This window comes from Ruminococcus sp. RTP21484sp1_RTP21277st1_D2_RTP21277_210401 (assembly GCF_040924225.1).
Lineage (GTDB): Bacteria > Bacillota > Clostridia > Lachnospirales > Lachnospiraceae > Blautia_A > Blautia_A faecis.
The window spans coordinates 40,868-58,462 of record NZ_JBCOMJ010000017.1 but is presented as its reverse complement, the minus strand read 5'-3'; the positions used below and the strand labels follow the sequence as shown (position 1 = coordinate 58,462).

Here is a 17,595-nt window from a genome sequence, read left to right as displayed (position 1 = left end):
AGAAGGAAAAGGAGGTAGTGCAATGAAAAGGAACCAATGGAAGCAGGAGAATATCCGCCTTGGCACCCACGGGGAAGACTATGGAAGCTGGATGTCCAATCCTGTCTTTTACATCATTGGCGGAATCGGAGTTTTGGCCGCTGTGCTGGCTGTCCTCTCTTTTTATGTATTTCATGTCGCTGTTCTCGGTGTGCTGTTTGCCATCATCACAATCGCACTTGTGGTTTTGCTGATCTGGATCACATGGATCAGGCGGCAGTATGCCTTTGGCGGTGGCAGAATCATGGAACAGGTTCACCGGGTTGTCCTCTCGCACCTAGACTATGACGGTGAGGGCAAGATTCTGGAAGTAGGTTGCGGCTCCGGAGCGCTGACAATCCGTGCGGCTCTGACATGGCCGAAAGCAAAAGTAATCGGTATTGATTATTGGGGCGCTGTGTACAATTACAGCAAGGCACTCTGCGAGAAAAATGCTGCAAGTGAGGGCGTGGCTTCCCGCTGTGTATTTCAGCACGGTGATGCGAAGCAGCTGGATTTTCCTGATGAGAGCTTTGATGTGGTCATCAGCAACTATGTCTATCACAATGTCATGGGTGCAGATATGCAGAAACTGCTGCTGGAAAGCCTGCGGGTATTGAAAAAAGGCGGCGTCTTTGCACTTAACGATGATATGAAACAAAAGATGTACGGTGACATGGAAGGTTTTGCGCAGAAACTGCGGGATATGGGGTATGAGGAAGTACGACTTGTTGATACCGCACAGGAAGCTTTTGGCGCCCACCGTCGGGCTGCCATGATGATGCTAGGTTCTTCCCGGTTGCTTGTCGGTAGAAAGTAATGTATCAAAACAGGAGGTTTGGCTATGTCCAAGTTAGGAGTCGTGGAGGATACACTGTTCGTCCCTATGCTGGGAAGAATTTATGCTAGTGAGCATTACCCGCAAATTTTATATGATAAAAAAGCATTGGAATTGAAAAAGAAGCTGCCTTCAGACTTGATTAAACAGAATATGCAGAGCCAGTATACCCTTTTGGCCTCTGCTTCCCGGTCTGCTAATATGGATCGGATTATTCGGACTTTTCTGGAACGCAGACCGGACGGTGTGATTGTCCAGTTGGGCTGTGGTCTGGAGACAACCTATCACCGATGTGATAACGGAAAGACACACTGGTATGCCGTGGATCTGCCTCATGTAATCGAATACCGGCGGGGACTTCTTCCCGAACCAGAGAGGGAATTATATATTTCCGGGGATGCCTTTGCAAAGGATTGGATCAAAAAAGTTCGCAATGATGTATTTGATGCTCCTATTCTCGTTACTGCAGGCGGGTTATTTCATTATTTTGAGGAACATAAGGTCATTGCCCTTCTGCGTATGATTGGGCAATTTGGAAATATGGAAGTTGTTTTTGATACGGTGAACAAAAGAGGAATGACCATGATGAAGAAAAAATATATGAAACAGGTCGGCCATGCCGATGCACAAATGTTCTTTTATGTGAATTCAGCGGAAGAACTGGCAGCAAAGATCGGGGGTAATGTGAAGGTGATTGCGGAGGAACCATACTATCGTTACATCCCTAAAAATGGCTTAAAGCTATCCACAAAGGTCAGTATGACAGTTTCTGATCAATTCAAGATGGTAAAGATGATACATCTAAAACTATAGTGGATATACAATATCAGAGAGAGAGAACTTTATCATTTTTTCGGACGCACTGATGAAACACCATCAAAAGCCGCTTTCTATCACCAGCGTGCAAAATTAAAAGATAATGCACTATGGGAACTTTTGCAAATCTTTAACCAGAAGCTTCAACCAACTCTATACAGAAACCGTTATCGTTTGGTTGCTTGTGACGGTTCTGTTGCTGATGAAGTCGATCCGGAACTTCTGGCAAAAGTATTGGCTAATCCAGAGATGTGGGCATTGCTCAATTCACTGGCGAAAACGATGAAGTAATGAAAAATAGTGAAAAAATAGTGTAATTTTAATGAAAAAACAATTCATAAAACGATATAATATATGGATAAAATGAGGATATTTATTGTGTATATGGATATTCTATCTCCATCAGTAAACTAAGTAAAATAAAAATTCTGCTTTACAAACAACAGATAAAGTATTAAAATAAACAAAAAGATATCTTCAGGGCAGGGTGAGATTCCCTACCGGCGGTAAAGCCCGCGAGCCGAGAGGCATGATCCGGTGAGATTCCGGGGCCGACAGTACAGTCTGGATGGAAGAAGATGATAGTACAGTTGATTTTTTGTATGAATGAATGTAGTATCAGAGCTCTGAGATGGTGATCCATTTCAGAGCTTTTTATATAGGAAAATCAGACATTCATTTATCAATCATATGTAACAGATCAATTCCACCCTGCAGATATTTCTGCAGGCTTTTTTTGTATCTGGTACATCGTTTTCGAAATAACTATACCATTCACTTGTCTGTGAATCCGATTGCACATGTTTAAAAGCCTCGGCGTAGCCCAGGCAAAGAACAGGAATAAGAAAGAAGGAATAGAAATGACGGATCAGGAATATATGCTTCGGGCTATTCAACTGGCCAAAAAAGGAGAAGGCTGGACGAATCCCAATCCTATGGTAGGGGCAGTGATCGTAAAAGACGGAAAGATCATCGGGGAAGGCTATCATAAAAAGTATGGAGAACTTCACGCGGAACGTAATGCAATTGCTTCTCTTACAGAATCAGCAGAAGGTGCGGTGATTTATGTCACGTTGGAGCCTTGCTGTCATCATGGTAAAACACCTCCATGTACGGAAGCGATCATTGAACAGAAGATCAGAAAAGTGGTGATCGGTTCCAGAGATCCGAATCCGAAAGTGGCAGGAAAAGGTGTACAGATGTTAAGGGAAGCCGGTGTAACAGTAGTTGAAGATTTTATGAGAGAAGAATGTGATCAGCTGAACCCGGTGTTTTTCCATTATATTACTACGAAGACCCCTTATGTGGTAATGAAGTATGCCATGACACTGGATGGGAAGATCGCAACGAAAACAGGAGCATCAAAATGGATCACCGGAGAATCTGCACGAAAAGAAGTACAGCATATGCGGCATCAGTACATGGGAATCATGGCTGGTATTGGAACTGTGCTTGCAGATGATCCGATGTTAAACGTCCGGGTAGAAGGCTGGAAAAGTCCTGTCAGGATTGTGTGTGACAGTAAGCTCAGGATCCCGCCGGGCAGTCAGATTGTAAAAAGTGCGGAAAAGTACCGGACGATCGTGGCTTATGCAGAACAGAAAAATGCAAAAGAGAAAATAAAAATATTACATACCATGGGAGTTGAAACCATTTACTGTCCCGACGAAAAGAATCAGATAGACCTTAAGAAGCTGATGGCAGATCTTGGAAACAGAGGCATTGACAGCATCCTCCTGGAGGGAGGAGGTACGTTAAATGACAGTGCACTGCGAGCTGGAATTGTAAAGGAAGTACAGGCTTTTGTGGCACCAAAGCTGTTTGGCGGTGTGGCTGGGAAGACACCGGTAGAGGGTATTGGAGTTGAACTGCCGTCTGAAGCAGTGGAACTGAAATATACAGATATCTGTCAGATCGGTGAGGATATCCGGATAAAATGTCAGGTGTGTGATAAAAAACAGGAGGAATCATGTTTACAGGAATCGTAGAAGAGAAAGGAAAAGTCCGTTATATACAGCTGACAGGGGAATCAGGGATCCTGGCAGTGAAAGCCCGGAAAGTCCTGGAAGGGACAAGGATCGGTGACAGTATCGCTGTGAATGGTGTGTGTCTGACAGTTACGTCGATTCAGCCGGACGGATTTACTGCCGATGTGATGGCAGAGACGATCAGAAGAAGCAGTCTTGGCAGCTGCAAGGCCGGAAGCCAGGTAAACCTGGAACGTGCAATGGCTGCAGACGGTAGGTTCGGGGGACACATAGTAAGCGGCCATATTGATGGGACTGGCGTGATACGTTCCATGCTCCGGGAAGAAAATGCCATCTGGGTATCAATTGAGACATCGCCACAGATTTTGCATCTGATCGTGGAAAAAGGATCCGTCTGTATTGATGGGATCAGCCTGACAATTGCAAGGGTTGATGAAGCTGGTTTTCAGGTGTCGGTCATTCCACATACAGGAGAAGAAACCACTCTTTTGGAAAAGGTGCCGGGGGATCTGGTTAATCTGGAAAATGATGTGATCGGAAAATACGTAGAAAAACTGCTTGGCATCAGAAAAAACGAAGAAGAGAAAAAAGAATCCGGAATTACGATGGAGTTTCTTGAAGAATTCGGGTTTTAGAACAGGAGGATATACACTATGTCACAAAATTATCAGTACAACACAATTGAAGAAGCACTTAGGGATCTTAAGGAAGGAAAAATAGTTCTGGTCACAGATGATCCGGACAGAGAAAATGAGGGAGATCTGATATGTGCGGCAGAGTTTGCGACCAGGGAAAATATTAATTTCATGGCGACCTATGCAAAGGGTCTTATCTGTACACCGATGAGTGCAGAAATTGCGGCGAGATTGAACTTTCCGCCGATGGTTGCGGAGAACACGGACAATCACAGTACAGCATTTACCGTGGCAGTAGATCACGCAGATACAACCACAGGTATCTCTGCGGAAGAGCGCTCCTATACTATCATGAAGTGTGTGGATGATCAGTCAAAACCGGAGGATTTCAGAAGACCGGGACATGTGTTTCCGCTTATTTCCAGAAAAGGCGGGGTTTTGGTACGAAATGGCCATACAGAGGCAACAACAGATCTTATGAGACTTGCCGGACTGAAAGAATGCGGCGTGTGCTGTGAAGTTATGAAAGAAGATGGAACTATGATGCGTACATCACAGCTATGGGAAATGGCAAAAGAGCATAACCTTACATTTATTACGATCCGTGATCTGCAGGATTATATAAGAATACATGAAAAGCATGTAAAGGAGGAAGCCGTTGCAAACCTCCCAACGCAGTACGGTGATTTTAAAATGTATGGTTATATCAATGATATTACAGGAGAGCATCATCTGGCACTGGTAAAAGGTGATCTGGGAGATGGTGAGGATGTGCTTTGCCGGGTACATTCGGAGTGTCTGACAGGGGATGCATTCGGATCGCTCAGATGTGACTGTGGCCTGCAGCTGCAGACAGCGATGCGCCAGGTAGAAGCAGAAGGCCGAGGAATTATTCTGTATATGAGACAAGAAGGCCGAGGAATCGGACTGATCAATAAGATCAAAGCATATGCGCTTCAGGAGCAGGGATACGATACTGTGGAGGCTAATGTGAAGTTAGGGTTTGCACCGGATCTCAGAGAGTACTGGGTCGGGGCACAGATACTGTCAGACCTTGGTGTGAAATCATTAAGATTACTGACAAATAATCCGGATAAAGTCTATGGACTTGGCGAATTCGGACTGAAGATCAATGAGAGAGTACCTCTGGAGATTCCGGCACAAAAGTATGACCGGAAGTATATGAAGACGAAGCAGGAAAAGATGGGTCATATTTTTAAAGAAATAAATTTATAAAAAACAGCAAATATCAGGAGGAAGAAAAAATGAGACAGATCAATTTAGTAGAAGGAAAAGTAGTAGCACCGGAGGGAATGAAGGTTGGTATCGTGGCAGCGAGATTCAATGAAATTATTGTGAATAAATTATTGGGAGGGGCAGTCGACGGACTGGTAAGACATGGAGTAGAAGAAGAGAACATTACTGCAGCATGGGTACCGGGAGCATTTGAGATTCCGATTACAGCACAGAAGATGGCACAGTCAGGAAAATATGATGCAATTATCTGCGTTGGAGCTGTCATCCGTGGAGATACTTCACATTATGATCTGGTGTGTAATGAATCTGCCAAGGGAATCGCACAGGTTGAACTTGCAACAGGAATCCCGGTTTTATTCGGAGTGATCACGACTGAAAATATCGAGCAGGCTATTGCGCGTGCAGGAAGCAAAGCGGGAAATAAAGGCTATGATTGTGCATTATCTGCGATTGAGATGGTCAATCTGATGAAGCAGCTCTAAAAGACAGGAAAATAAATGATGACAAAAACGATCATATTCGATTATGATGGAACGATCCATCATACCCTTGGAATCTATGAACCGGCATTTCGTGAAACCTATCAGTGGCTGACAGAACAGAAGGTTACCGAAGAACGGGAGATAGGCTCGGTGGAAATTGCCGGCTGGCTGGGACTTAACAGTAAGGAGATGTGGAATACATTTTTGCCGGAACTGGATCAGAGCTATAAAGAGCAGGCAAGCAGGATGGTAGGAGATCTGATGGTAAGACAGATCAGGAAACATAAGGCAGTGTGGTATCCGGGAGCAGAGGAGATGCTAACAGCTTTGAAGAACCGGGGATATCACCTTGTGATCTTAAGTAACTGTAAAGCTTCATATCGTGAGGCACACTGGAAGGAATTTGGGATGGAACGATGGTTTGATCGTTTTTATGACTGTGAATCATACAGATTCCGTCCAAAGACAGAAATTGTGCAGGAAATCATCCGGGAATATAGTGGCCCTTATCTGGTAGTCGGAGACAGGAGACAGGATCTGGAATGTGCCAGGTCCTGCAAAAGCCCTTTTATAGGATGCCTGTATGGATATGGTGAGAAAGGGGAACTGAATGGGGCTGATTATTATGCAGAACATATAGAGGATATACTGCAGATGGTGATATGATTTTTGCAATATAAAATCTGAAGGAAAAAAGTTAAAAATAAGTACTTCTGTAAAATAAAAGGATATAGAAAATTTGCAACAACTTGTTGCAAATTCTGAGGCGGGGATGATTTTAGGATAGTCATAGTGATAGAGGTAATCCACTTTTCTAACCCCATCTGTACAGTAAAGTTCTCAAGTCCAGTTGTACAAAGCGCTACTGCACGGGGAACCAGATGGAATGCATCTCCACTTCCTAAAAGAACTGCCATAATTCCAAACATGGTAAACTGTCGGTTTCCTTTGCCTTTGCGGATCATTTATAGATTTTACTGTGGAAGATTTTGCATAAAGTGTTTTCCGTGCTTGTGTGTACCATTATCTGATATCAAAGCAGTACAGGGTGATTCCGGCCATGCACAGGTCAATATGATTACGGATGCGTACTCTCAAATTCCGGATGATGACCAAAGGAAAAATGCAGAGCTTTTTAAAGAAGCATTTTATGAGAAAAAGAATCTGAATCCAGAGAGGCGGGCGTTGCTCAATTCGTTGGCGAAAACGATGAAGTAATGAAAAATAGTGAAAAAATAGTGTAATTTTAATGAAAAACAATCCATAAAACGATATAATATATGGATGAAATGAGGATATTTATTGTGTATATGGATATTCTATCTCCATCAAATCTATTGAAATCTCCATCATTTGTTGATAGAATGATGGAAATAAATCTGAAGTGAAGGAGATTCCTATGAGAGACTTTGATTTTATTGTAAGTCCTGAAAAATTGTTAACACCTGAAATTGTTCAGATGGTTAGCAGCATTCATGAACATAAAGGCAAACAGGAATTATTTCTCGAAGCCAATGTAGATGAATTGAAAACACTCTTAGAAGTTGCATTGGTTCAGAGTACGGGAGCATCCAACCGAATCGAAGGTATATTTACAAGCGATAAGCGTTTGGAAGAATTGGTAAGTCAAAAAGCAGAACCCCGCAACCGATCTGAGCAGGAAATTGCTGGTTATCGTGAAGTACTTTCCACAATTTACGAAGGTTATGAATATATCAACCCAAGACCGAACATTATTTTGCAGTTACATCGAGATCTGTACTCCTATTCACAGGGATCTGCTGGTGGAAGTTATAAGAATTCCGATAATGTAATTGCAGAAACAGATGCCGAGGGTCATCAGAAGGCACGTTTTATTCCAGTTCCCGCATTTCAGACTGCTGAAGCGATGGAAGAACTTTGCGCTCGCTTCCTTGAAGCATGGGAAGCTGACCGCATTGATAAACTGGTTTTGATTCCCATGTTCATTCTGGACTTTCTGTGCATTCATCCTTTCAATGATGGTAATGTACCATTGAGATACCAACAACAAATAGCGGCATAACAGCAGCAAACAACTTCATATCACATAAATACAGTTAAATAACATATAGAATTAGGAATACTTGAAAAACGGTATTCCTTTTTTATTTCCAGACGTTCAGAAATGAGCGTCTATTTTTTTACCCAAATGAAAGGAGAATCAAAAAATGAATAAGATATTGAAACGATTGCTTACAGGTGTTCTTACTCTCGCAACCGTCTTTACTGCTCTACCCACAACTGCTGTCCATGCTGCGGAAACACAATACTGGACAGAATCGGAGGAACGTGTCGGCATTGTTGAGAAAGTAATGAATGATGGTTCTATCGGCTCTACATTTAATGAGGGGCATATGACCGTTGAGGGCGAGGACGCTTATTGTATCGACATCAACACAGGCTTTAAGAATGGATATAAGACCAGAAGTGACGCAAGTACACGCATGACTGCTGACCAGATAGAGGACGTTGCTTTATCTCTTGAATACGTCAAACAGTACACGAAAAGCCATACAGGATTGAGCAGCCAGCACGCCTACCTTTTAAGACAGCTTGTAGTCTGGCAGAGATTGAGCGTCCATCTTGGGTGGAGCTGTGACAATGTACGAGCTTCCTATGATGAAATCTCAAAATCCGTGCAAGATGAAGTATTCGCCGGAGCGAAAGCCTTTGTAAGAGAAAATAAAGGACGCTATGACTGTTACGGTTATATCTACACTGGTGAGGGGCAGGATTTAGGACAGTTCTTCGCAGAGCTGGCTGTCGGCAATGGCAAGATTCAGAAATCTTCCAGTAATACCACAGTCACAAACGGGAATGACTGCTATTCTCTCTCTGGTGCGACTTATGGTGTCTATTCTGATAAAGGCTGCACGAAATCTGTTGCCATACTTACGACAAATGCCAATGGTAATACGGACACTGTGGAATTAAGAGCTGCGACATACTATGTGAAAGAAACGAAAGCTCCAAAGGGATTCCAGTTAGATAAGAACGTCTATACTATGACGGTCAAGGTTAATGAAACTACGACTTTAAAAGTCAGCGACAAACCAAAAGTCACTGACACTTTGGTTGAGCTTTTCAAGATTGATATGGAAATTTCCAAAGCTACGCCACAGGGTAACGCTTCTTTAGAGGGTGCGGAGTTCGTCTGGAAGTATTATGACGGTTACTATACAAAAGACAATCTTCCATCAGAACCAACACGCACATGGACGACAAAGACAATCGCTGAAAAAGACAGCAACAATGAAGTCCATTACATCACAAGATTAGCCGATTCCTACAAGGTATTGGGTGACAGCTTCTATACACAGAATGGTACTATCTGCTTGCCGCTTGGTACTATCACTGTAGAAGAAAAGACAGCTCCAAACGGTTACTTATTGGAGGGTGCTTATATGCAGGCTGCCGGAAGTTCTGAACAGATAAAAGGTGTCTATGTGGCACAGATTACAGAAGATGGTGAGCTTGCAGCGTTAAGCGGCAGCAACCAGTATTCCGTATTAGACAAGGTTATCCGTGGCGGTGTCAAAATCCAGAAACGTGACCTTGAAACCAAAGATACAAAAGCACAAGGCGGTGCGACTTTGAAAGATACTGCCTTTGAAATCATTTCCTTAAATGATAACGCTGTCTTGGTAAATGGCAAGTTATACAACAAGAATGAAGTCGTCAAAACAATCCATACTGGCGTTGACGGTATCGCTACAACTGCCGCCGATACATTACCATACGGAAAATACCATATTGAGGAAAGCAACGCCCCAGAGGGATATTTGACGGACGGTGCAAAACCGATTGAATTTGAAATCACAGAAGATGGAAAAATCGTGGATTTAACAGATGAAGCACATTCCATCTACAACCAGATTAAGCGTGGAGATATTGAGGGTGTAAAAATCGGTGCTGGCACTCACAAGCGACTTGCGAATGTTCCCTTTAGGATCACAGGCAAGACGACTGGTGAGAGCCATATCATTGTGACAGACGCAAATGGTCAGCTTTCCACTTCCTCTGATTGGGTATCTCATAAGCAGAATACCAACGCCGGAAAGACCAGTGAGGACGGTATCTGGTTCGGTACTTCCACACCAGACGACAGCAAAGGTGCATTGCTCTATGATACTTACACAATCGAAGAATTACGCTGCGATTCCAACAAGGGAATGACGCTAATTCCGGCATTTGATGTAGTGGTGTCAAGAAATAAAGTAGTCGTGGATTTAGGTACGCTTACAGATGAATACGAGCCAGAAATCACTATCCATACGACTGCCACAGATAAGGTGACAGGTGAAAAATCAATCGTTGCTGGAAAGAACGTGACTATCGTTGATACTGTGACTTTAGATGGTTTGACAAAAGGCACAAAATATCAGTTGAAAGGCTGGCAAATGGTGAAGTCTGAAAACGCACAGCTTTTGATTGACGGTCAACCTGTGGAAAGTAATTACACATTCACTGCGAAAAAATCAGAAATGGAAGTTGAGGTTTCCTATACGTTCAATGCTTCTGCTCTTGGCGGAAAAGACCTTGTGACATTCGAGGAATTGTACGACTTATCCAATCCAGACGAGCCTATCAAAGTGGCAGAACACAAGGACATTGAGGATGAGGGGCAGACCGTGACTATCGAAGAACGAGTGATTGAAATTCATACCAACGCTGTCGACAAAGCCACAGGTGAAAAGATGATTGTTGCTGGTAAAGAGGTAACTGTCATTGATACGGTCACTTTAGATGGCTTGGAAAAAGGTACAACCTATCAGCTCAAAGGCTGGCAGATGGTGAAGTCTGAAAACGCACAGCTTTTGATTGGCGGTGAACCTGTAGAAAGTGACTATACCTTTACTGCAAAAGATTCTAGCATGGAAGTCCAGATTGCCTTTACATTCAATGCCAGTGAGCTTGCAGGAAAAGACCTAGTAACATTCGAGGAATTATACGATTTATCCAATCCAGACGAGCCTACAAAGGTGGCAGAACACAAGGACATTGAGGACGAAGGGCAAACAGTGACGATTACGGAACGTATCATCACTATGCACACAATCGCTACCGATAAGGCAACAGGTGAAAAGACGATTGAAGTAGACGACAAAGTAACTATCGTTGATACGGTCACTTTAGACGGTTTGGAAAAAGGCGTGAAATACACTCTTAAAGGTTGGGAAATGGTGAAGTCTGAAAATGCTGAACTTCTGGCGAATGGTAAACGTGTGGAAAATGACCTTACTTTTACCGCTACTGACACGAAGATGGAAGTTCAGATTGAATTTACATTCAATGCCAGTGAGCTTGCAGGTAAGGAGCTTGTTACTTTTGAAGAATTATATGACGTAACCAATCCAGACGAGCCTATCAAAGTGGCTGAACATAAGGACATCAAAGATGAGGGGCAGACTGTAACAATCAAAGAGAAACCAGAATCCCCTACCACACCAGATGAACCTAGCACACCAACTAAGGCAAGCACATCACCAAAGACAGGTGACAATACGCCATTTGCCGCATTATTCGCCATGATGGGGATTTCCGCTGCTGGTCTTATCTTTGCATGTTATAAGAGATTCCGCAGAGTAAAAAAGTCTAAATAATACGGGAGGTATCAGCTTATGAAAGCAACGCCCCGTTCACCGCCCATCATAAAAAAGTCAGTCTGTGGCTGACACTATATCTAACTTCTGCTTGATTACGATTTATCTTTCTGAATGGGGATTGTCAAGGGTGCTTTTAGCACAACGCTTGCCCTTGATAATTCACAGGCAGACAGATATTATCTCGACAGCAGAATGACACTAAATAACAAATCAATCAAAATCAGAAAGAAAAGAGGTAAACAATTTATGGAATTAAAACACGTTATCCCAAACATGGAAAAGACATTCGGGAATTTGGAGTTTGCAGGTGAGAATAAGGTGGAACAGCGTAGGATCAACGGACGTATGACGGTCGTTTCCCGTAGCTTCAACCTTTATTCGGATGTACAGAGGGCAGATGATATTATCGTGGTGCTGCCCGCTTCTGCTGGTGAGAAGAACTTTGAATCAGAGGAAAAAGTGAAACTTATCAATCCTAAAATCACCGCAGAGGGTTATAAAATCGGCACAAGAGGATTCACGAACTATATCCTGTCAGCAGACGATATGGTGAAAGCATAAGGAGGTACAGAGATTATGAGATTAGCAAACGGAATCATTATAGACAAGGAAAAGACTTTCGGAGTATTGAAATTCTCTGCATTAAGACGAGAGGTACATATTCAAAATGAGGACGGTACGGTTTCTGAAGAAATTAAAGAACGTACCTACGATTTGAAGTGTAAGGAGCAAGGACGCATGATTCAGGTGAGTATTCCGGCTTCTGTTCCGTTAAAGGAATTTGACTACAACACAGAGGTGGAAATCATCAATCCTGTAGCTGATACGGTGGCAACCGCTACATTTCAAGGTGCAGACGTTGACTGGTATATCAAAGCAGATGATATTGTCTTGAAGAATAAGAACGGTCAGCCAGCCGGAAATAACCACGCTCCCAACAATCCGCAGCAGCCACAGCATAAAAAATAAGGAAAGGATTTAGCCTATGCCACAATTCAATAAACGTGGGAATCGTATCAGAGCCAGTGACAAATCGCTGGTTTTTCGTTTCTCGTCTGGTTCGTTGCTCCTGCTGTTCCTTGCGGTGGTTATGCTGCTGAACCTAAAAACAATCATCACTACGGACTGGAAAGTAATCTCGCTTTTTCAAGATGGCAGTGTCCATCTGACGGTCACACCATATAGGATAATGACTATCGTTTTGGCAGCTTTGGTCTGTGTACTGGCTACCCTTTTCTATCGCAGATTCCAGTATGACAGAGTGAAACAGCTCTTTCACCGTCAAAAGCTGGCTCGTATGCTGTTGGAAAATGGCTGGTATGAATCGGAATCCACACAGGATAGCGGATTCTTCAAGGACTTGCCAGCTACTACTAAAAAAGAGAAAATCACCTATTTTCCAAAACTGTATTACCATATGGAGCATGGACTTTTATATATCCGTACGGAAATTACATTAGGGAAATATCAAGACCAGCTTTTACACTTGGAAAAGAAGCTGGAAACAGGCTTATACTGTGAGCTGGTTTCCAAAGAATTGAAAGACAGCTATGTGGAATATGTGCTGCTCTATGATACGATTGCGAACAGAATCACTATCAATGAGGTACAGGCTGAACATGGCAGCTTGCGTCTGATGAAAAATGTCTGGTGGGAGTATGACAAGCTCCCACATATGCTAATTGCTGGCGGCACTGGTGGTGGTAAAACCTACTTTATCCTTACTATCATTGAAGCTCTGCTCCGCAGCAATGCGGTCATGTATATTTTAGACCCAAAGAACGCCGACCTTGCGGATTTGTCCGTTGTCATGCCGGAAGTCTGGTACAAGAAAGACGATATAACCGCCTGTATTGACAGGTTCTATGACGGTATGATGGCAAGAAGTGAAGCAATGAAGCTCATGGAGAATTACAGGACAGGTGAAAACTATGCCTATTTAGGACTATCGCCCCACTTCCTTATTTTTGATGAATATGTGGCGTTCATGGAAATGCTCACCACAAAGGAAAATGCTGCTGTCCTTAACAAGCTGAAACAGATAGTCATGCTCGGACGACACAAGGACTTTTTCTTGAAGCAGATTAAAGGGCGTGGCTATGTTGATACGGGAAACAGTGTCATATCCGAGTTTTACACTCCCCTTGTACCCAAAGGACATGACTTTTTAAAAGAGATAGGAAGATTGTCACAAAACAGGCAGGACGGACAGGCGGCGTGCGAAGCGAAAGACGCAGGTACGGACTAGCCTGTGTTGGGGTGGCGTAAGCCGCCCCAACCATCTGCCCCCATTATCTAACAGGGGGGCACAAATTATCTGGAAACAGTCAATTACATATCAAAAAGTCCTTGAAAACAGAGGACTTTTCAAACATTCAAAGAAGTGTGACAAAATCGGTAACTGTCACATTTCTTTTTCGATTGGAGGGATTGAAACTGAATGATACCGATTGGATAAACGATTTTAAGGAAAAACGGACGCAGTACGGCGTTTCCCAGAATCGTCTTGCGGTCATGGCTGGTATCAGTCGTGAGTATGTCAGCAGGATTGAATCTGGAAAAGTAGCCTTGACAGAAGAAATCAAGGGGAAATTCACGGACGCTCTGGAAAAGCTGAATCCAGAGAATCCGTTGGAAATGGTCTTGGATTACGTCAGAATCCGATTCCCCACACAGGACGTTCGGCACGTTGTTGAAGATATTCTGCAATTAAAGCTGGATGTAATGATACATGAGGACTACGGATTCTACTCCTATGCGGAACATTATGTGCTTGGTGATGTGTTCGTGCTGACATCACCCGATAAAGAGAAAGGCACACTGCTGGAGCTGAAAGGCAAAGGCTGTCGACAGATGGAAAGTTATCTGCTGGCACAGCATAGGAGCTGGTATGACTTTCTCATGGACGCTCTGGTGGAAGGAGGTGTGATGAAACGTCTTGACCTTGCCATCAACGATATGGCAGGAATCTTGGATATTCCAGAGCTGACAGAGAAATGCAACCGTGAAGAATGTATTTCCGTATTCCGCAGCTTCAAGAGCTACCGCAGCGGTGAGCTGGTGAGAAGCAATGAACAGGACAGATACGGAATGGGAAATACGCTTTATATCGGTTCGCTCAAATCAGAGGTTTATTTCTGTATCTATGAAAAGGACTATGAGCAGTATGTGAAATACGATATACCCATTGAAGATACGAAAATCAAGAACCGTTTTGAAATTCGGCTGAAAAATGAGCGAGCCTATTATGCGGTGCGTGACCTGCTGACCTATCATGACGCAGAGCGTACCGCTTTTGACATTATCAACCGTTATATGCGGTTCGCTGACAAGGAGGTGGAGAAAAGACGCAGCGAATGGCAGACCAATGAGAAATGGGCGTACTTTATCGGCTCTGATCGTGGGCGTTTGAAACTGACGACCAAACCAGAGCCTTATACGCTCACTCGGACGCTCAACTGGATAAGCAGACAGGTAGCTCCCACTTGGAAAGTCTTACAGAAGATTGACAGTACCAACGGTACGACTTATCTCAAAGACATTTTAGACCATGCGAAGCTCACGGAGCGTCACAAAAAGCTGATTGAACAGCAGACAACTTCCACAGAGGAAATGATTACAGAAACGGAGGAATGACAACATGAAGCATATCTTATTTGATTTATTCCTGTTCTCACTTGGAGCAGCCGCAGAAAGAGAAATTGAAATGATGGAAAGGAGCAGAAAATAATGAATTTCGGACAGAACTTATACAACTGGTTTTTATCTAACGCACAGAGTTTGGTACTCATGGCGATTGCGGTTATCGGCGTATATCTCGGATTCAAGCGTGAGTTTTCTAAACTGATTGGATTCTTGGTGATTGCCTTAATCGCTGTCGGCTTGGTATTCAATTCTTCTGGCGTAAAAGACGTACTGTTGCAGTTATTCAATAAGATTATCGGGGCGTAAATTGTATTTCTTGTGTAAAAGTAGTATAATTTAAGCAGAATTTGAAAGGAGTGTTTTGTGTGAAAGAAAGTACAAAAGCCTATTTAGTAGATATTTATAACAGTATTCCTAAAAAAACAAAGGCTACTTGCTTAAAATTTTACTATCAATATCACAATGTTAATGTCAATGTATATTTTGACGCATTTGATAATCAAAGTGTAGTATTGAGCATTGTTCTTTCCGCTAAAAAGAAATATTATTATACGCCTTTAAATATTTTGAATACTGGTATGATAACAGAGTATTTGAGTGAAATTCCTCCTCAAATACTTGAAAAGATTTTAGTTGACAATCATTTAGATGATTTCTATGAAAATATGGAAAAACATCTTTTAGAGGATAAACCACATTTTAATTACTATAATGAGGACACATACTTTGTCAACACTATAAAATATGCTAAAAGTAAATTGGATTTACCTTTCTGGTGGTATCTTCGTAAAGTACCTATGTCGGATGATACTCTATATAAATTAAATGCTAGAGCAGATATTACATTTGATATATTAAGAAAAATACAGCAAGAAGGATATACTTTAGTCAGAACACCAGACCCAGAAAAGCGAAAAGAACTTACTTTAATTTTGAAACAAATAGGAATCAAATTATCATAGACAAAGAGCAGTTAATTCTTTTGAGTTAGCTGCTTTTTCTATGCAAATTTTAAGATTGGAGGACAACATGAAAACAGATATATTTGAGGATATGAAAGAGCGTGTCGGCTGTGAAAATATTTCCGACCTTCCCTACCGCAAACGTATGGTGTGGGAAATCATCAAGCAGCACTCACCACTTGATTATCCAAAAGAACAGTTAGAAAAGTTTTCTCATTATGTATTCGGTGTAGATTATGCTGTTATAATGGGAATACTGGATATGATGAAAGGAAGTGACAGACCATGCAGGAAATGCGAATCTACCTGTTAAACAATACAAAACCGTATCGTGAGGGTGACGAAGAATATTCCGGTGCTTGGTTCAACTGCCCTGTGGACTTTGAGGAAGTCCGAGAAAAAATCGGCGTAGAACATGAAGAACAGATTGAGATTGCAGACTATGAGCTGCCCTTTGACTTACACAGTGATATGCCACTTTGGGAAATCAACGCCAACTGCCGCATGGTGCTGGAATTGGAGGGTACGCCTATCGGCAATGAAATGAAAGCCATTCAGCAGAAATGGTTTTCCAGCTTCGAGGAATTTATCGACCACAAGGACGAGATACGCTACTATGATGTGGGTGACGGTGCAGCTCTGGCAGAATACCTTATCCGTGAAGAATATGTTTTTGGTGAGATTCCTCACGAACTATTGAAACATATCGACTATCACTCCTATGGTAGTGAGCTGGAAATGGACGACAGATACTTATTTACCACAAGCGGCGTATTCCGCTATCAGTAAAGGGGTGATGTGGTATCGAAGAAATGCGAATCTATATCGCCAATCTTGGGAAATACAACGAGGGTGAGCTTGTGGGTGCGTGGTTTACGCCGCCCGTTGATTATGACGAGATGGCAGAACGTATCGGCTTGAATGACAGATACGAAGAATACGCAATCCATGATTATGAGCTACCCTTTGAGATTGACGAGTACACACCCATTGAGGAAGTCAACCGCCTGTGTGAAATGGTGGAGGACTTACCAGAAGACATACAGGACGAATTATCGGAACTGCTAGGCTATTACAGCAGCTTGGAAGATTTGTGCGAACATGCAGACGATATTATCCATTATCCCGATTGTGACGATATGACAGACGTTGCCTATTACTTCATAGATGAATGTCAAAGTCTGGGTGAGATACCAGACAGAATCCGCAGTTACATAGACTATGAAGCCTACGGGCGTGACCTTGATTTAGAGGGGCGTTTTGTCGTCACTAATCATGGCGTGTTTGAATGTCCGTATTAACAATTACAACTGAATTTTTTTATCTG

The 17,595-nt window shown here is 42.7% G+C and carries 19 protein-coding genes, 1 pseudogene and 1 riboswitch; of the genes and pseudogenes, 19 read left to right on the top strand and 1 reads right to left on the bottom strand.

Features of this window, described 5'->3' with window-relative positions; all coding sequences use genetic code 11:
• Positions 1-22 precede the first annotated feature (22 nt).
• The 7 genes from AB5706_RS12520 (at position 23) to AB5706_RS12490 (ending at position 6,700) form a co-directional block, all read left to right on the top strand.
• Positions 23-838: a class I SAM-dependent methyltransferase gene (locus AB5706_RS12520; protein WP_173719077.1), complete on the top strand. Its 816-nt coding sequence runs from the start codon at positions 23-25 to the stop codon at positions 836-838.
• A gap of 24 nt (positions 839-862) precedes the next feature.
• Positions 863-1,669, top strand: a complete 807-nt coding sequence (locus AB5706_RS12515) for a class I SAM-dependent methyltransferase (protein ID WP_173719076.1) — start codon at positions 863-865, stop codon at positions 1,667-1,669.
• Between the two features lie 472 nt (positions 1,670-2,141).
• Positions 2,142-2,256: riboswitch (FMN riboswitch) on the top strand.
• Between the two features lie 276 nt (positions 2,257-2,532).
• A complete protein-coding gene (gene ribD, locus AB5706_RS12510; protein ID WP_009243651.1) occupies positions 2,533-3,660 on the top strand; it encodes a bifunctional diaminohydroxyphosphoribosylaminopyrimidine deaminase/5-amino-6-(5-phosphoribosylamino)uracil reductase RibD in 1,128 nt (375 codons plus the stop codon).
• Positions 3,642-4,295 (top strand): riboflavin synthase, encoded by a 654-nt coding sequence (gene ribE, locus AB5706_RS12505; RefSeq protein WP_173717225.1) that lies wholly within the window; start codon positions 3,642-3,644, stop codon positions 4,293-4,295. The genes ribD and ribE overlap by 19 nt, the downstream gene beginning before the upstream one ends.
• An 18-nt stretch (positions 4,296-4,313) precedes the next feature.
• The gene (locus AB5706_RS12500) at positions 4,314-5,531 is read left to right on the top strand and encodes a bifunctional 3,4-dihydroxy-2-butanone-4-phosphate synthase/GTP cyclohydrolase II (protein WP_055230843.1); all 1,218 of its coding nucleotides are present in this window, start codon (positions 4,314-4,316) and stop codon (positions 5,529-5,531) included.
• A gap of 38 nt (positions 5,532-5,569) precedes the next feature.
• The gene (gene ribH / locus AB5706_RS12495; RefSeq protein WP_442973262.1) at positions 5,570-6,034 is read left to right on the top strand and encodes a 6,7-dimethyl-8-ribityllumazine synthase; all 465 of its coding nucleotides are present in this window, start codon (positions 5,570-5,572) and stop codon (positions 6,032-6,034) included.
• 15 nt (positions 6,035-6,049) lie between these two features.
• Entirely contained in the window at positions 6,050-6,700 is a 651-nt protein-coding gene (locus AB5706_RS12490) for an HAD family hydrolase (protein ID WP_004844981.1), read from the top strand.
• 116 nt (positions 6,701-6,816) lie between these two features.
• Here the strand turns inward: AB5706_RS12490 and AB5706_RS12485 are convergent.
• Positions 6,817-6,999, bottom strand: a pseudogene (locus AB5706_RS12485) (hypothetical protein); the annotation flags it as partial.
• Positions 7,000-7,045: 46 nt separating this feature from the next.
• Here AB5706_RS12485 and AB5706_RS12480 point away from each other — a divergent pair.
• From AB5706_RS12480 to AB5706_RS12425, 12 genes are all read left to right on the top strand, one after another.
• Positions 7,046-7,252, top strand: a complete 207-nt coding sequence (locus tag AB5706_RS12480) for a hypothetical protein (protein ID WP_179962580.1) — start codon at positions 7,046-7,048, stop codon at positions 7,250-7,252.
• Between the two features lie 181 nt (positions 7,253-7,433).
• Positions 7,434-8,078, top strand: a complete 645-nt coding sequence (locus AB5706_RS12475; RefSeq protein ID WP_202020680.1) for a Fic family protein — start codon at positions 7,434-7,436, stop codon at positions 8,076-8,078.
• Between the two features lie 145 nt (positions 8,079-8,223).
• Complete coding sequence (locus tag AB5706_RS12470; RefSeq protein WP_009203302.1) at positions 8,224-11,658, top strand: VaFE repeat-containing surface-anchored protein; 3,435 nt, start codon at positions 8,224-8,226, stop codon at positions 11,656-11,658.
• 249 nt (positions 11,659-11,907) lie between these two features.
• A complete protein-coding gene (locus AB5706_RS12465) occupies positions 11,908-12,222 on the top strand; it encodes a YdcP family protein (RefSeq protein WP_005363246.1) in 315 nt (104 codons plus the stop codon).
• Positions 12,223-12,237: 15 nt separating this feature from the next.
• The gene (locus AB5706_RS12460; protein WP_009203304.1) at positions 12,238-12,630 is read left to right on the top strand and encodes a YdcP family protein; all 393 of its coding nucleotides are present in this window, start codon (positions 12,238-12,240) and stop codon (positions 12,628-12,630) included.
• A gap of 16 nt (positions 12,631-12,646) precedes the next feature.
• Positions 12,647-13,909 carry a helicase HerA domain-containing protein gene (locus AB5706_RS12455; protein ID WP_368366117.1) on the top strand — a complete coding sequence of 421 codons (1,263 nt, stop codon included), beginning with the start codon at positions 12,647-12,649 and terminating at the stop codon, positions 13,907-13,909.
• Positions 13,910-14,091: 182 nt separating this feature from the next.
• Positions 14,092-15,297 carry a MobT family relaxase gene (gene mobT / locus AB5706_RS12450; protein ID WP_438267007.1) on the top strand — a complete coding sequence of 402 codons (1,206 nt, stop codon included), beginning with the start codon at positions 14,092-14,094 and terminating at the stop codon, positions 15,295-15,297.
• Positions 15,298-15,390: 93 nt separating this feature from the next.
• Positions 15,391-15,612, top strand: a complete 222-nt coding sequence (locus tag AB5706_RS12445) for a hypothetical protein (RefSeq protein ID WP_005335619.1) — start codon at positions 15,391-15,393, stop codon at positions 15,610-15,612.
• Positions 15,613-15,671: 59 nt separating this feature from the next.
• Positions 15,672-16,268 (top strand): hypothetical protein, encoded by a 597-nt coding sequence (locus tag AB5706_RS12440; protein ID WP_005335616.1) that lies wholly within the window; start codon positions 15,672-15,674, stop codon positions 16,266-16,268.
• A 67-nt stretch (positions 16,269-16,335) separates the two neighbouring features.
• Positions 16,336-16,581, top strand: a complete 246-nt coding sequence (locus AB5706_RS12435; RefSeq protein ID WP_015530244.1) for a hypothetical protein — start codon at positions 16,336-16,338, stop codon at positions 16,579-16,581.
• The gene (locus tag AB5706_RS12430) at positions 16,554-17,057 is read left to right on the top strand and encodes an antirestriction protein ArdA (protein WP_040015660.1); all 504 of its coding nucleotides are present in this window, start codon (positions 16,554-16,556) and stop codon (positions 17,055-17,057) included. Before AB5706_RS12435 ends, AB5706_RS12430 begins: the two co-directional genes overlap by 28 nt.
• Before the next feature lie 23 nt (positions 17,058-17,080).
• Positions 17,081-17,569 (top strand): antirestriction protein ArdA, encoded by a 489-nt coding sequence (locus tag AB5706_RS12425; RefSeq protein WP_005335611.1) that lies wholly within the window; start codon positions 17,081-17,083, stop codon positions 17,567-17,569.
• Positions 17,570-17,595 lie beyond the last annotated feature (26 nt).

Coding starts and splice junctions, on each gene's coding strand:
- AB5706_RS12475 (WP_202020680.1), top strand. CDS start 7,434: ATGAGAGACTTTGATTTTATTGTAAGTCCTGAAAAATTGTTAACACCT.
- AB5706_RS12520 (WP_173719077.1), top strand. CDS start 23: ATGAAAAGGAACCAATGGAAGCAGGAGAATATCCGCCTTGGCACCCAC.
- AB5706_RS12515 (WP_173719076.1), top strand. CDS start 863: ATGTCCAAGTTAGGAGTCGTGGAGGATACACTGTTCGTCCCTATGCTG.
- AB5706_RS12425 (WP_005335611.1), top strand. CDS start 17,081: ATGCGAATCTATATCGCCAATCTTGGGAAATACAACGAGGGTGAGCTT.
- AB5706_RS12435 (WP_015530244.1), top strand. CDS start 16,336: ATGAAAACAGATATATTTGAGGATATGAAAGAGCGTGTCGGCTGTGAA.
- ribE (WP_173717225.1), top strand. CDS start 3,642: ATGTTTACAGGAATCGTAGAAGAGAAAGGAAAAGTCCGTTATATACAG.
- AB5706_RS12455 (WP_368366117.1), top strand. CDS start 12,647: ATGCCACAATTCAATAAACGTGGGAATCGTATCAGAGCCAGTGACAAA.
- AB5706_RS12470 (WP_009203302.1), top strand. CDS start 8,224: ATGAATAAGATATTGAAACGATTGCTTACAGGTGTTCTTACTCTCGCA.
- ribD (WP_009243651.1), top strand. CDS start 2,533: ATGACGGATCAGGAATATATGCTTCGGGCTATTCAACTGGCCAAAAAA.
- AB5706_RS12490 (WP_004844981.1), top strand. CDS start 6,050: ATGATGACAAAAACGATCATATTCGATTATGATGGAACGATCCATCAT.
- AB5706_RS12460 (WP_009203304.1), top strand. CDS start 12,238: ATGAGATTAGCAAACGGAATCATTATAGACAAGGAAAAGACTTTCGGA.
- AB5706_RS12445 (WP_005335619.1), top strand. CDS start 15,391: ATGAATTTCGGACAGAACTTATACAACTGGTTTTTATCTAACGCACAG.
- AB5706_RS12430 (WP_040015660.1), top strand. CDS start 16,554: ATGCAGGAAATGCGAATCTACCTGTTAAACAATACAAAACCGTATCGT.
- AB5706_RS12500 (WP_055230843.1), top strand. CDS start 4,314: ATGTCACAAAATTATCAGTACAACACAATTGAAGAAGCACTTAGGGAT.
- AB5706_RS12465 (WP_005363246.1), top strand. CDS start 11,908: ATGGAATTAAAACACGTTATCCCAAACATGGAAAAGACATTCGGGAAT.